The sequence below is a fragment of the Synechococcus sp. R55.3 genome, assembly GCF_047461975.1.
Taxonomy (GTDB): domain Bacteria; phylum Cyanobacteriota; class Cyanobacteriia; order Thermostichales; family Thermostichaceae; genus Thermostichus.
In genome coordinates this window covers 1-14,007 of sequence record NZ_JANSIG010000065.1, presented here as the reverse complement: position 1 = coordinate 14,007, position 14,007 = coordinate 1, and the positions used below count along the sequence as shown (strand labels likewise).

At 59.2% G+C, this 14,007-nt stretch carries 13 protein-coding genes, 1 pseudogene and 1 riboswitch; of the genes and pseudogenes, 7 read left to right on the top strand and 7 right to left on the bottom strand.

The features are described from left to right. The 3 genes and pseudogenes from NW849_RS10475 to hmpF all read right to left on the bottom strand — a co-directional run. Positions 1 to 329: pseudogene (locus tag NW849_RS10475) on the bottom strand (3-oxoacyl-ACP synthase); the annotation flags it as partial. 5 nt (positions 330 to 334) lie between these two features. Beyond that, positions 335 to 1,432, bottom strand: coding sequence for a phosphate acyltransferase PlsX (gene plsX / locus NW849_RS10470; protein WP_414357597.1), 1,098 nt, complete (start codon positions 1,430 to 1,432; stop codon positions 335 to 337). A gap of 360 nt (positions 1,433 to 1,792) precedes the next feature. Beyond that, positions 1,793 to 3,526, bottom strand: a complete 1,734-nt coding sequence (hmpF, locus tag NW849_RS10465; protein ID WP_414357591.1) for a pilus motility taxis protein HmpF — start codon at positions 3,524 to 3,526, stop codon at positions 1,793 to 1,795. A gap of 283 nt (positions 3,527 to 3,809) precedes the next feature. On the opposite strand from hmpF, the gene trpC reads away from it, so the two are divergent. The 6 genes from trpC to NW849_RS10435 all read left to right on the top strand — a co-directional run bounded on the left by trpC (position 3,810) and on the right by NW849_RS10435 (position 10,053). After that, the gene (gene trpC, locus NW849_RS10460; RefSeq protein WP_414357590.1) at positions 3,810 to 4,730 is read left to right on the top strand and encodes an indole-3-glycerol phosphate synthase TrpC; all 921 of its coding nucleotides are present in this window, start codon (positions 3,810 to 3,812) and stop codon (positions 4,728 to 4,730) included. 65 nt (positions 4,731 to 4,795) lie between these two features. Further along, positions 4,796 to 5,035 carry a DUF5340 domain-containing protein gene (locus NW849_RS10455; RefSeq protein ID WP_414357589.1) on the top strand — a complete coding sequence of 80 codons (240 nt, stop codon included), beginning with the start codon at positions 4,796 to 4,798 and terminating at the stop codon, positions 5,033 to 5,035. A gap of 64 nt (positions 5,036 to 5,099) precedes the next feature. Beyond that, positions 5,100 to 5,294: a heavy-metal-associated domain-containing protein gene (locus tag NW849_RS10450; protein WP_414357588.1), complete on the top strand. Its 195-nt coding sequence runs from the start codon at positions 5,100 to 5,102 to the stop codon at positions 5,292 to 5,294. Positions 5,295 to 5,406: 112 nt separating this feature from the next. Further along, the gene (locus NW849_RS10445; RefSeq protein ID WP_414357587.1) at positions 5,407 to 7,722 is read left to right on the top strand and encodes a heavy metal translocating P-type ATPase; all 2,316 of its coding nucleotides are present in this window, start codon (positions 5,407 to 5,409) and stop codon (positions 7,720 to 7,722) included. A gap of 127 nt (positions 7,723 to 7,849) precedes the next feature. Further along, a riboswitch (cobalamin riboswitch) is annotated at positions 7,850 to 7,986 on the top strand. Positions 7,987 to 8,018: 32 nt separating this feature from the next. Beyond that, complete coding sequence (locus NW849_RS10440) at positions 8,019 to 9,059, top strand: sirohydrochlorin chelatase (RefSeq protein ID WP_414357596.1); 1,041 nt, start codon at positions 8,019 to 8,021, stop codon at positions 9,057 to 9,059. Between the two features lie 97 nt (positions 9,060 to 9,156). Then, positions 9,157 to 10,053, top strand: a complete 897-nt coding sequence (locus NW849_RS10435; protein ID WP_414357586.1) for a hypothetical protein — start codon at positions 9,157 to 9,159, stop codon at positions 10,051 to 10,053. An 8-nt stretch (positions 10,054 to 10,061) separates the two neighbouring features. Here NW849_RS10435 and NW849_RS10430 read toward each other — a convergent pair whose 3' ends face one another. From NW849_RS10430 to obgE, 4 genes are read right to left on the bottom strand one after another with little or no spacing between them, the layout of a single operon-like run. Beyond that, complete coding sequence (locus NW849_RS10430) at positions 10,062 to 10,679, bottom strand: PAP/fibrillin family protein (RefSeq protein WP_414357585.1); 618 nt, start codon at positions 10,677 to 10,679, stop codon at positions 10,062 to 10,064. Positions 10,680 to 10,734: 55 nt separating this feature from the next. Next, the gene (locus NW849_RS10425) at positions 10,735 to 11,448 is read right to left on the bottom strand and encodes an L-threonylcarbamoyladenylate synthase (RefSeq protein ID WP_414357584.1); all 714 of its coding nucleotides are present in this window, start codon (positions 11,446 to 11,448) and stop codon (positions 10,735 to 10,737) included. A gap of 18 nt (positions 11,449 to 11,466) precedes the next feature. Further along, positions 11,467 to 11,841 (bottom strand): hypothetical protein, encoded by a 375-nt coding sequence (locus NW849_RS10420; RefSeq protein ID WP_414357583.1) that lies wholly within the window; start codon positions 11,839 to 11,841, stop codon positions 11,467 to 11,469. A 60-nt stretch (positions 11,842 to 11,901) separates the two neighbouring features. Further along, on the bottom strand, positions 11,902 to 12,945 hold the full coding sequence (obgE, locus tag NW849_RS10415; RefSeq protein ID WP_414357595.1) for a GTPase ObgE: 1,044 nt from the start codon (positions 12,943 to 12,945) through the stop codon (positions 11,902 to 11,904). Between the two features lie 214 nt (positions 12,946 to 13,159). Between obgE and NW849_RS10410 the strand changes: the two genes are divergently transcribed. Continuing rightward, positions 13,160 to 14,007: S1 RNA-binding domain-containing protein (locus NW849_RS10410; protein WP_414357582.1), on the top strand; the 848-nt coding region annotated here is incomplete at its 3' end.

The following is a 14,007-nucleotide window of genomic DNA, read 5'->3' as shown; positions in this document are numbered from 1 at the left end:
GCCACCGCCCGCGTTGCTCCCAGAGCTGCCTGCACCTGAGGGGCCGAGCCAAACCGATCGACGCCGGTGGAAGTGGCCAGCAGGATCAAATCCAGATCTTGTGGCGGGATCCCAGCCCGATCCAGAGCAGCCTTCGCCGCTTGAGCCGCCAAGTCCACCAAACTCAGATGGGGGGGGAGAATGCGCCGCTGACGAATGCCGGTGCGGGGCCAGATCCATTCGTCGGAAGTTTCGACGATCTGGCTGAGGTCGTCGTTGCTCAAGCAGGGATCCGGCAGGGCAGCCCCCACCCCCACCAGCCGCACGGTCGGGAGGCCATTGCTGGGCATGGACACTACCCTTCCACGCAATCCAAGGGCCGCAGAGGCAGCACCTCTGATCGCGACAGCGGGACGGAGTCAGAGGCGGACTGTTCGCGACAGCGGGACGGAGTCCTTAAAGGCCGTTCAGAGCTGGGATTAGACTCGCGAGGATCGGCCATCTCCGCCTGCAGTCGCTGCAGGATTTTTTGCTCCGCCGCTTCTTTGGCCAAACGAATGGCATGGTAAACCATCGCCGCCTTGGAGCTGCCGTGGGTAATCACGCAGATGCCGTTGACTCCGAGCAGCAAAGCGCCGCCATACTCCACGTAGTCCATCCGCCGCTTCACCTGTTTTAGGTTGGGTCGGAGCAGCCAGCAGCCCAACTTGCCGCGCCAACCGCGGGGCAGCTCCTCCCGCAGCACCTGGGTGATCACCTGTCCGACGCTCTCGGCAAACTTGAGGAGGGCATTGCCCACAAAGCCGTCGCACACCACCACATCAAACTCCCCGGTCAGCACATCCCGCCCCTCGGCATTGCCGGCAAAATGGATCCCTGGCAATTGGGCCAGGCGCTGGTGGGTGGCCAGAGCCAAATCGTTTCCCTTGTTGGGCTCCTCGCCGATGTTGAGCAGGCCCACCCGCGGACGCTCGACCCCCAGTACACACTGGCAGTAGAGGGATCCCATACGGGCAAACTGCTCCAAAAAGCGGGGCCGGCAATCTACATTGGCTCCCACATCCAAAAGCAACACCGGCTTGCCTCTTAAAGTGGGCAGAAGAGCACCAATGGCCGGGCGATCGATCCCTGCCAGCCGGCCCAAATGAAGGTAGGCCGCAGCCATCGCTGCTCCGGTATTCCCGGCGGCCACCACAGCATCGGCTTGGTTGGAGCGCACCTGTTGCATTGAGACGTTGATGGAGGCTTTGGGCTTTTTGCGTACCATCAACGGCTCTTCCGCCATGCCCACATCGTCCTCGGCAGGCACGATGGTGATCCCAGCAGGCAAGGGCTGAGGCAAAAAGGGCTTGAGGGACTCTGGACGACCGACCAGCGCAATCCCGACCCGCAGATGCCGATGGGCCAGCAAGGCGCCCTTGATGATCTCTTCGGGAGCGTAGTCGCCCCCCATCGCATCAACCGCAATTCGCACAAGCTGACCTCACACTGGAATATCCTCGGCAACTGCAAGTCAAGCGTCAGGGAAAGCGCAGCGACCTCTGCAGTCCCCCTGCCGGAAAATTGGGAGCCTTAATGGCTGCAGGATGCTACCGAATTGTACCAAAAAACTGGATCTAAAGCCCCGCCCTACCGCTACGCAGTTCCTCGTAAGTGCTGTCGTAGAACCAGAAACCAGAATCCTTGCCCTCTAGAGCGGGGGGTATGTCAACAGATTTGTTTTCCTCAATCAAGGCCGTAGGTTCCGCACCGAGCCCGAAGGGATCCGTTTGCGCTGCTTCTTCCCCACCCTGCATAGGAAACGTGGACTTCCTCACGCCTGCGTGAGGGCAGCCAAGAGAGAGCGTACCTGTTGGACGTGGGCGTGTGCAGTGGAGTTTCTGGCCTGGTGTTGGCCCAGCTCCGTCTCCAACTGCGCCAATTCTCCTGCCAACGCTGCCCACCGATCCCGCTCTGGGTAGAGGGTGGCCTGCAGGTGATTCAGGCGACCCCAGGTTTCTGCCATGGCCTGGGCGCGCGCCCGCAGGGATCCCTCCTCTTGCTCCAGGTGTTGCCACTGCTGCTCCAACTCTTGCCGTTGGCGGGCAAGCTGCTCTTGTTGAGAAGGTAAAGAAGAATCCAATTGTTGGATGAGGCTCTGCAAGCGACCTTTTTCTTGAAGGAGATCCTGTTTTTGGCTGCCGATCTGATCCAGAATCGGGCCAATATCGACCAAGGTAGGGGCGGCAGCGGCCTGCCCTTGAAGCTGGCTGAGGCGGGCCTCTTGGCGGGTCAACTCTTCGTATTCCCGCTGTAGGTTTTTCTCCTGAGGCAGCAGAGCTTCTTCGAGGGCGCTGCAAGCAGACTGAGCGTAGTCAATATCCATTTCGATATCGAACCGCTCTTCGGGAGAGGCAGTGGCCAAACGCTCTTGCAGCTCCCGTAGGGCTTGGCGATTTTGCTCCAGCTCGGCCCGCTGCTGGCTAACTTGGGCCGCCCGCTGCTCGTAATCCCGGCGCAGTTGGCTGACCAAAGCCGCCAGCTCCTCGACCGAGATGGGAGGATCCGCGGATCCTGCCCTGCCGTCGTGATGGGCGATGATGAAGTCGTACTCTTGAACCAGGCGATACGTCTGTTGCTGGAGAGTTTCCTGCAAATGCAGGTGGCGGGTGATCTGTTGCAGTTGTTCTTGATAGGCTCGCAGGGATCCCTGCCGAGTTTGCCATTCTGCTTGGCTGTGCTCCAGGGATTGTCGGGATCCCCACCAAGCGGCGCGGCGTTCTTGCCAAGCGCGGTAGTCCCGATCCAGCTCGTCTTGCCGGATCTGGGCCTGCTGACGTTCTGCTTCCAGTTGGGCAATCTGTTGATTCAAGTGCTCCTGCTGCTGCTGAATGTGGCTTTTCAAGCTCTGCAGAAGCGCCAAGGGATCCCCAGCCGGATGTAGAGTCTCCTGGAGCTGCTGCACCAAAGCCTGTAGCTGCGCTGCTTCTGCTTCCCCCAATCGGCTGGAGCGAGCTTCTTGCAATTGAGCTTCCAACTCTTGCCGCTGTCGATTCAGAGCTTCCCGCTGTTCTCCGATCAGCCGCTGTTGTTCGGCCAAGTAAGCTTGCTGGGCTGCCAGCTCCTCTTTGAGGCTGTCCAGGAGTTTGCGATCTTCCTCTACGGCTTTGTATTGCTCGTACAGCCGCTGCACCTCTTCTTCTTGGGCTGCCAGATCCATCTCGCGGCGTTTAAGCTCATGGGCCTGAAAGGTGAGGGACTGTTTCCAAACCTCGATCTCCTCTTCCTGGCTGCGGGCTTTGAGCTGAAGTTGGCTGAAGTTTTGCAGGTAAGTCACCAGTTGGCGAGCAGCTTCGCTGATGCGGGCGACCTGACGGCTGCCGGAGATTTCCGCCAGCACCAGCGACCCATCCTTGAAACGCCCGGCCTCCTGGGCAATGCGGCCTTCCAGGGTAATCGATTCTTCGTTCACGGCCACCCAGGTATTGTCCTGCTGCTGCTTGGCCAGCAATTGTAGAGACGACTTAGCAAACCCAATCGGCTTGGATAGCTCTGCCAGGTACAGCACGCCTGAACTCCTTCAAAACAGCATGGACAACGCCAATCCCAAACCCTAACCCCACCGAGCCCTCGCCCCTGGCTGGGGAACAATGAACGGCTGCCGGAGTAGGGCTCCCCAAGGCGCAAAAGATGGCATCAGACTCTATACCTTACCGCTCTAGACTCAACCATAGGCTAAAAAAAGCACCTTCGCCAGATGAGTTTTGGGGATGTCCGGGGTAGCTATTCAAACCGGTGGCGGAGCACTAAGGTAGTCTAGGGTGTGGTGTAGGGTTCTGCTCAGGGTTTGTATGGAGCTGCAAGGTGAGCCGCTTTCTATTCGTCGGCGTTCTCCTGCCCCGCCGGTGGTCGTAGCCTCTCAGGTGTACCAGACAACAGCGCCGGAAGCCAAGCCGCGCCACATTTTGGAAGAGATCGTCTGGCACAAAGAACAGGAGGTGGAGCGCCAACGGGAGCAGCTTCCCCTGAAGCAATTGCAACGGCAACTGGATCAAGCCCCGCCGGTGCGGGATTTTGTGGCGGCTCTTACCCAGTCTCCTCACCCTGTTTCCTTGATTGCCGAGGTCAAAAAAGCCTCCCCCAGCCGCGGCGTTCTCCGGGATCCCTTTGACCCGGTGGCCATTGCCCAGAGCTATGAGGCCGGTGGGGCCAGTTGTCTCTCGGTGCTGACGGATGAGCGGTTCTTTCAGGGCAGTGGCGAGTATCTGCGGCAGATCCGTCAAGCGGCAGGGATCCCCATCCTGTGCAAGGAGTTCATTCTCTACCCCTACCAAATCCTCTGGGCCCGCGCCTTGGGGGCGGATGCAGTGCTCTTGATTGCCGCCATTCTCTCCGATGCGGATTTGGGCTACTTTCTCAAGCTGATTCGGCAATTGGGCATGGCGGCTCTGCTGGAGGTGCACACCTCCCAAGAGTTGCAGCGGGTGCTGCGTTTGCCCCAACTGCAAGAGTCCAGAGGGCAGGTGCTCATTGGCATCAACAATCGCGATCTGAGAACCTTTGCGGTGGACTTAAACACAACGCGCGACCTGTTGGCCGCCCACTCGGATCTCCTCGGCGAGCTGCCCATTGTCAGCGAGTCCGGCATCCATACCCCTGCCGATTTGCAGCAGTTGCGGGCCTGGGGGGTGCGCTCTGTGCTCGTGGGGGAAGCTCTGGTGAGACAGCCGGATCCCGGCCAAGCTGTGCGCCACCTGTTGTCATCTCAGTGAATGAGAACCCTCCATCATATGGATCTCTGTTAAGAACAATGGATCTCTAAGGATTGCTCAGACCGATGAAACGTATTCCTGTGCCGGCTCACATCCACTACGAATTTCTGCTGCGGGTATTGGAGCGGCAAACCTTTCCGGCAGTGGAAGAACAGGATTTCGGCAACCGAGCCCGCACACAAGAGCTGATCAACTCTCTGCGCAAAGCCCTCACCCAACAGGTGCAACTGGAAGAAGACTGGCGACAGCGGGGCTATCAGGTGGACTACCGCTGGAATATGGACGAGCCTCAGACTCCCCCTTGACCTTCCAGTCCACTGTAAGGTTTAGCATCCTTTCAGTGGCATTGGGTTGGGGAGGTTTCCCAAGATGCAGGTTGTTTTGACAGTGCCCAAGCTGGCCTGTGCGGCTTGCGTGGACACCATTGCGCAAGCGGTGCGGCAACTGGATCCCCAGGCCCAGGTGGAAGGGGATCCCAAAACCAAACAGGTGCGGATTACTTCTGGGCGGTCTGTGAGCGATTTGCGGCAGGCCCTCACCCAGGTGGGATATCCCCCGGCCTAGTCAATTTTGGGCCGGGAACGGTCGGGCGTCTGTTTTGAATTTCTGTACAGATGGCTGCCTTCGCCCTGCCCAGGGTGGAGAGTAGCTGTCGTTTCATCAACAAGGTGTTGCCATGTCTGCCCATAAAGGGTCATCGGGTGCACTATCGGCCTCTGCGCCTTCTCCTGAGGGCACTTGGCAGTTGGCCCTGCAAGGGATGAGCTGTGCCTCCTGCGCCCGCAGCATCGAACAGGCCCTCACTCAGGTGCAGGGAGTATCCTCCGGATCCGTGAATTTTGCCAGTGAGCAGGCCACCGTCAAAGGGGATCCCCGGCTGGTGGATCCGCAGGCGCTGATTCGGGCGGTGGAGCGGGCGGGGTATCGGGCGCGCCTTATCCAGGAGGATTGGCAACTGGACGATCCGACAGACCCAGAGCGGATCGCCCAACGGGCCGCAGAACGGGAATTGAAGCTGAAGGTGGCGATGGGGGTGGGCATCAGCACGGTGCTGGTGATCGGATCCCTGCCGATGATGCTGGGAATGGAAATCCCGGGCTTTCCCATGTGGCTGCACAATCCTGGGTTGCAGTTGCTGCTGACGGCTCCGGTGCAGTTTTGGGTGGGCAGGCATTTTTACCGGGGAGCCTGGGCTGCTTGGCAACGGCGTTCAGCGGATATGAACACGCTGGTGGCCTTGGGGACGAGCGCGGCTTTTTTCTATTCTGTTTTCCCAACGGTTTTCCCCGACTATTTTCACCGGCAAGGACTGCACCCGGATGTCTATTATGAGGTGTCGGCGGTGGTCACCACCCTGATTCTGGTGGGCAAGTGGATGGAGCAACGGGCTAAGGGGCAAACCTCCGAAGCCATTCGCAAGCTGATCGGGCTGCAACCGAAAACGGCAAGGGTAATTCGCCATGGGGTGGAGCAGGATATTCCGATTCGGGAAGTGCAGGTGGGGGATCGGATCCGAGTGCGCCCCGGAGAGAAGGTGCCGGTGGATGGGGTCATTCTAGAGGGATCCTCCACCCTCGACGAGTCCATGGTGACCGGCGAGAGCCTGCCTGTACTCAAGTCGGCGGGGGATGAGGTGATTGGGGCAACGCTGAATCAGACGGGCAGCTTTGTGATGGAGGCGCGGCGGGTGGGCAAAGACACGGTTCTGGCCCAGATCGTGCGCCTGGTGCAGGAAGCCCAGGGATCCAAAGCTCCGATTCAACAGTTGGCGGATCGGGTCACCTCCTGGTTTGTGCCGGCGGTGATTGGGGTGGCAGTTCTAACTTTTGTGCTCTGGTGGGTGCTGGCCGATAACCCGACACTGGCCTTGGTGAACACAATTGGGGTGCTGATCATCGCCTGCCCTTGCGCGCTGGGGTTGGCGACCCCCACCTCGATCCTGGTGGCCACGGGACGAGGGGCAGAATTGGGGATCCTGGTGAAAAGTGCCGACAGCCTGGAATTGGCCCACCACTTGCGCACGGTGGTCTTGGACAAAACTGGCACCCTGACTGAAGGTCGCCCTACCGTCACCGATATTTGGGCTAATGGCTCCTCTCCCCTGACGGTGTTGCGCCTGGCAGCGGCAGTGGAGCGGCACTCGGAACACCCTTTGGCCCAGGCGGTGGTGCAGAAAGCCGAAGCCGAAAAAATTGTGATCCCTCCTGCCTGGCACTTTCAGGCAAGGGTAGGCAGTGGGGCAGAGGCTTGGGTGGAAGATCAGTGGATTCGCATCGGTCGGCTGAGCTGGCTACAGGAGATGGGGATCCCTTGGGATCCCTCTTGGTCAGAGCGGGTTCAGACCTGGGAAAGCCAGGGCAAAACGGTGATCGGCGTAGCGCAATCCCAGAGTCTGGTGGGGCTGTTGGCCATTGCCGATCCGCTCAAACCCACCTCTCCTGAGGCAGTGCAACACCTGCAACAGATGGGCCTAGAGGTGATCCTGCTAACCGGGGATAACCCCACCACGGCCCAAGCGGTTGCTCGGCAAGCAGGCATTCAGCGGGTAATTGCCCAAGTCCGTCCGGATCAGAAGGCAGCTTACATACGCAGCCTAAGACAACCTCGACACCGGGTGGCGATGGTGGGAGATGGCATTAACGATGCTCCGGCTCTGGCAGAAGCCGATGTGGGGATCGCCATCGGTACGGGTACGGATGTGGCGATGGCCGCCAGCGATATAACCCTCATGTCGGGGGATCTGCGGGGAGTCGCCACAGCCATTCAACTCAGCCGGGCTACCCTCAACAACATCCGCCAAAACCTCTTCTTCGCCTTTATCTACAACACGCTCGGGATCCCGATTGCTGCTGGGGCGCTCTATCCCTTCACAGGCTGGCTGCTCAACCCCATGCTGGCCGGGGCGGCAATGGCCCTGAGTTCCATTTCGGTGGTCGCCAATGCCCTGCGCCTGCGACACTTTCAGCCCCCCAAACCAGCGGGCCGGCGTTAGGCCCTCTCCCAGGGGCAAGGGGGATTAGCGCGGCAACAGTTTTGCTGCCCTTTGAGCATGAGTCTGCCGTACCGCTCATGTCTCGGGGCTATCTTCTGGCAGACAAGAACATCCCCCCCGGGAGCTTGGTGAATGGCAAGAGGCAAGCTAACCTAAAAAGCTCAGGCAGACTGGGGAAAGCGCGGTGCAAGTCCGCCACTGTGACGCAACTGTGATGGGATCCCTCCCTCAGCCAGAACACCCACCTGCCGTTGTCCTGTACCCCTTGCGATTCACAAGGAACGGAGTTTTTTGTGTTGAATACCCTCAGTGTTTCCCCTCCCCTTTCGGTTGGGCAGCTTGCTTCTCCTTCATTGCCCCTATTGCTTATCGGCCACGGATCCCGCGACCCTGAAGGGCGGCAAGCCTTTCTGGAGTTGGCCCAAGTCTACCAATCCCTCACTCCCCATCGACCGGTGATCCCTTGTTTTCTGGAGCTGACCCAGCCAACCATTGCCCAGGGGGTAGAGCAGTGCTTGGCCCAAGGGTGGCAAGAGATTGTGGTCCTGCCGCTGCTGTTGTTTGGGGCCCGCCACAACAAGTTCGATGTGACGATGGAATTGGATCGCCTGCAGGCCCTCTATCCCCAGTTGCGCATTCGTTACGGTGGGCCGCTGGGGATCCGCATCGAGATCCTGCAACTGCTGCGAGACCGATTGGCCGCTTTGATGGCCGCCCAACCGCGGCGGATCCCAGAAGCAGAAACCGTGCTCCTGTTTGTGGGTCGCGGCTCCAGCGATCCCGAGGCCAATGCCGAAGCCTGTAAACTGGCCCGGTTGCTTTGGGAAGGATCTGGGTTTGCCGCTGTGGAAACTTGCTTTATCGGCATTACCCATCCCCGCCTGCCCGTGGGATTGGAGCGGGCCTTGTCCTGGCATCCGCGCCGGGTGATCGTGCTGCCCTACTTCCTGTTTACCGGAGTGCTGGTGAAAAAAATTGAGGCGGCAGTGGAACAACAACGACAACGACAGTCGGAAATCGACTGGCTCATGCTGCCGGAATTGGGCCTTGTGGACACGGTGCTGCACAGCCTGCAGCAACTGGAGCAGGAAGCCCTACAGGGCCAAACCCAAATGAACTGCCACCTGTGCAAGTTTCGCCTGGCCGTGAGCGCAGAGGTCAGAGCTGGGCATACCCATCACCATCCTCACGAGCATCATCACCACCATCACGGGCACGGATCCCATCACCATCCTCATTCCCACCCTCACCACGACCACGGCCATACCCACGCAGCGGCTGGGGATCCCTGGGCCCAATTAGAGGGCTACCACCAACGGGCTTGGCAGGTGCCCTGAGAGGGAAACAGAGGCTGCTGGCGGGATAAACTGAGTGCAGACAGGCCATTTTTGAACCTGGTTTTCCCGCTCTAGCGATTGTGATAACGAAAAGCCAATGACGATGTTTTCCCGCTCCTCTTGGGTCTCGGGTGCCGCTGCTGCGGGGAGCGGGATTTTCGTCTTCGCTCTGGTGGTGGGGCTGTTGGATCAGATCCTGCCAACCCTGCCCAGGGTTTCCTTATCCTTGGCCGGGATCCCTGGGATCCTGGCTGCCGCTGGGGCCTCCTATGGGGCCTGGCGGGTGGTTCAGATGGGTCTGCAGTCGGGCTCCTGGACTGATTTTCGGGCCTCGCTGGTAGCGGCTCTGTCTCCCTTTGATCCCGCCGATTATGGCGGCAACCCTCGGCAACCCGAGGAGGATTCTCTCCCTTTGCAGTCGGTTGACGAGGATCCTCAAACCCAGATCTGCGATCGACAAATTCTTGATCAAGCTGAGCAGCAGACGGAAACTGAAACCGAAGTAAGCGAACACACTCAAGTAAGACTGCAGGGCGAGCAGCACCAGGATCAAGCTTCGCAGGCCAAGGCCCAACAGTTGCAGCCCCTACAAGAATTGTCATCACCTTCTTCCCCAAGCCCTGAGTCGGCAAAACCCACACCAGAGCCAGAGCTCAACCAAAAACTTCGCCAACTCCAGATGCAGGTCGCCACTCTGAAAATAGAACTGGAACTCCAAGAAATCCAACTGCAGCAGTTGGAGGTGAGGCGGACTCGGCTTCAGCAGCAGAAGCAGAAACTCAAGCACGTTCTGCGTCGCACGGCGTCCGAAAATCAAAGGCTGCGCTTCTTACAGGAGCAAAAAGCCCGGCAACTGGAGCAAACTCAGCAAGAGCTGCAAGCTTTGCGGGAGTCCTACCGCGCCTTGCAAGTTCTCCAGGAAATAGGCTTCACCCTAACCCAAAACCTATCTCACAAAATAGCCGAAACGGAACCCTCTAAGCCCTCCGGCTAGCCGAAGTCTCAACTCACCCGTTTCAGGACAAATACACTCCCCTCGCTGCCCCGGCCCATCCGCAAATCTTCATCCAAATAGGTGATATCCAGCCAGCCCGTTGGCTCGCGGCGGCGAATATCGATTTGAATAGCCGGGATCCGCTCCGGAGCCCGCTCGAGCAAATAGAGAAAACTCTCGATCTCGTAGCTCATCAAAGCTTGGGATCCGAACACCAATCGCTCGAAAATCACCCTCACCCGACGCTCCGATTCGGGGTAAAAGCGTGCCGATACCGCCAAGATTCCCCGTGGCACCCAAGCCCCCAGCCAGCCGGATCCCTGGATCTCCGCCACGTTGAAGACCCGTCCAGCCTTGGCCCGAATACACTGGTAGATCTCGCCGGTGGTCAAAAAAGGCAACTGTGCCAGCCGCAGCAGAGCTGTGCTCGTGGTAAATAGGGTGAGCCAGTTCCCCTCCAACCCTTCAGGAGCCGATGTTGGCTTGGGGGTGGGGTTGAGCGCTTCTAGGACGGCAATTTGAGACAAAATCTGGGCTTTTTGGTCAGGGGAAACTTTCCGGCCCCGGTCGGTCGCCTCCAGTAGGTGCAGCAGAGCCGATTTTTGCTGAGCCAGGGCCTCAGACATGGGCACACTCCGAAGGCACTGACCCTATTTTAGAGAACGCGGGATCCCTCTGCCCTTAACCGTCTTCTCCCACCAGTTTCAGGTTCAGATCTGCCACCTGCTCATACCCTAGCCCGGCCCGCACCACCAGCGGCTCGGATCCGGTCAAATCGATTACCGTAGAGACCTTGGCCCGGCGGGGGGCATCGTCATCCAGCACCAGATCCACCTGTTTTTCCAACTGCCGCATTTCCTCAGCCGCAAAGATCCCACCCTCATCCCAGGGATCGCTCTCCCATTCCCAGGTTTGCCCAAAACTTAAGCCCAGGGATCCGACGGGATCCCCCCCCAGCTTGGCAGAGGTCGAGACAATTGGATTGCCCAACTCTTCCAGCAAAGCCTGACAAATGGCAGAATCGGGCACCCGGATGCCGGTGGTTTTCCGCTTGGGATCCATCACCAACTTGGGCACCAGCTTGGTTGCTGGCAACAGAAACGTAAACGGGCCGGGGATCAGCCGCCGCATCAGTCGATAGGCTGAATCGGTGACCTGGGCATACTGGGCAATGCGCGAGAGAGAAGGACACAAGAAGGTGAGGGGTTTATCGTTGGAGAGGTGCTTGATGCGGCGTACCCGCTCCACTGCTTGTTTATGGGTCGCGTCGCAGCCAATGGCGTAAACCGTATCGGTGGGGTAGAGCATCACCGCCCCCTCCCGCAAAGCCGCTGCGATCCGCCGGATGGAACGGGTCTGGGGCTGTTGAGGATGCAGCTTAAAATACTCGGCCATCGGGCAGGTGGAAAGAGGTCAAGACTCGGAGCAGCTCCCCCCCAAAGGGTTTTCCACAAGAGGGCGGGGGGTCGGTGGCACCGACACCGGCAGGGATCCCTGAGATTCGGGCCAGTCCTTCAGTTGTTGCATCAGGGCTTGGATGTGCAGACGGGGCAGATAGGGCCAGTCGCCCGCTTCTTCCAAATCTTGAAGCACCCGATACAGAGCTTGACGGGTATTGGGCAAAGACTCCCGAAAGGCACCTTCCAGGATCGCGCGGTGCAACTCCTCCAGCAGCCGCAGGAGCATCAGCAGCTCCACACACGCTCCCGCCCTCGCCTGAGCCGCCTGTTCAACGGCCAACATAATCTGACGCAAATCCGGTGGCAGATCCTCCGCCGAGATATACATGGCCACTCGTCTCTGGGTTCTGGGAAGGCAGGGGCTTTCCCATTCTAAGATTCTTCTGCCCTAGGACTGGATGGATTTTGCCCCCACAAGATCCAACTCCGCAGACTGTTGGGATCCCCGACCCAGGCACTGCCACACCCGCTGCAAGAGGGGATCCAGCCCCTGCTTGGCAATTGCAGAAATGGCCACTACGGAAGTGCCGGCAGCGGCAGACAGCCTCTGGGTGCGCTCGGCAACCTGCTGGGGATCCAGAACATCGATCTTGTTTAAAACCAGAATTTGCGGTTTGTCGATCAGCCCGTGGCCATAGGCGTGTAGCTCCTGCTGAATGATCTGGTAATCCCTGACGGGATCTGCCGCCGTGCCATCCACCAAATGAATCAGTACCCTGGTGCGCTCCACATGGCGCAAAAACTCGTGGCCCAGCCCCACCCCCAAGTGCGCCCCCTCGATCAGCCCCGGGATATCGGCAAACACCACCCCATCTCCCGATGGATGGGGCACCACTCCCAAATTGGGCTGCAGCGTGGTGAAGGGGTAGTCGGCAATCTTGGGCCGGGCAGAGGAGACCACCGAAATCAGAGTGGACTTGCCCGCATTGGGCAGGCCGACAATGCCCACCTCGGCGATCAACTTCAGCTCCAGGCGCAGGCGCACCCGTTCTCCTGCTTCGCCCTTGGTAAATTGGCGGGGGGCACGATTGTGGTTGCTCAAAAAATGGGCATTGCCCAAGCCGCCTTTGCCCCCACGGGCTACCAGCAATTGATCCCCTTTGCCCACCAGATCGCCCAACAATTCCCCAGTCTCCGCATTGAACACCACAGTACCGCAGGGCACCCGCACCAGCCGATCCGCACCACTGGCCCCGCTGCGATGGTTGGGCCCCCCTTTGGCCCCGTGTTCCGCTTTGATCACCGGTTGAAAGCGAAAATCCAACAGAGTTTGCAGGCCAGGATCTGCCACCAGGATCACTGAGCCGCCCCGCCCTCCATTGCCGCCGGATGGCCCCCCAGCCGGCACATACTTTTCACGGCGGAAGGCAACGATGCCATCTCCGCCATTCCCCCCTTGCACTTCAATTTCGGCTTGGTCGATAAAGTGCAATCGTTCTTCTCCCAAATCTTCTATCTTCCAGCTTGGCAAGATCCCCGGAAAACTTGCCACAAAAGACGCTCCTCTAAGCTACGATGGTATTTCCCAGCCACATCCCCCACAGGTGGGAAAGTGGGAGAGTGAATGCACTCTCATCTGGGATTCTGCTAAACTCAACTGGCCTTCTACCCTTTATCCCGCGCAACTGATCAGTTACTGCACCCCTATGAGTCGATTCACCGCTGCCGATGTAGGTTTTACCACTGAGGACTTTGCCGCCCTCCTGGATAAGTACGACTATCACTTCAGCCCTGGCGAAATTGTGGCGGGTACAGTCTTCTCGGTGGAGCCACGCGGTGCCTTGATCGATATCGGGGCCAAAACGGCTGCCTTTCTGCCACTCCAGGAGATGTCGATTAGCCGCCTGGAAGACCCGCACGAGATGCTGCAGCCCGGAGAAACCCGCGAGTTTTTTATCCTCACCGAAGAAAACGAAGAGGGACAACTCACTCTTTCCATCCGTCGCATCGAGTACATGCGGGCCTGGGAACGGGTACGGCAGCTCCAGAAAGAAGATGCCACCGTTCGCTCAACCATTTTTGCCACCAACCGAGGTGGAGCCCTGGTGCGGATTGAGGGGCTGCGGGGCTTTATCCCCGGATCCCACATCAGCAGCCGCAAGCCAAAAGAAGAGCTGGTGGGCGAAGAGCTGCCCCTGAAGTTTCTGGAGGTGGACGAAGACCGCAACCGCCTGGTGTTGAGCCATCGCCGCGCCTTGGTGGAGCGGAAGATGAACAAGCTGGAAGTGGGCGAGGTGGTGGTCGGCACGGTGCGGGGCATCAAGCCCTATGGTGCCTTTATCGATATTGGCGGCGTCTCCGGCCTGCTGCACATTTCCGAGATCTCCCACGATCATGTCGATACGCCCCACAGCGTCTTCAACGTCAACGACGAAGTGAAGGTGATGATCATCGATCTGGATGCGGAGCGGGGACGGATCTCGCTGTCCACCAAGCAACTGGAGCCCAATCCCGGCGACATGATTCGGGATCCCAAGCTGGTTTACGAGAAGGC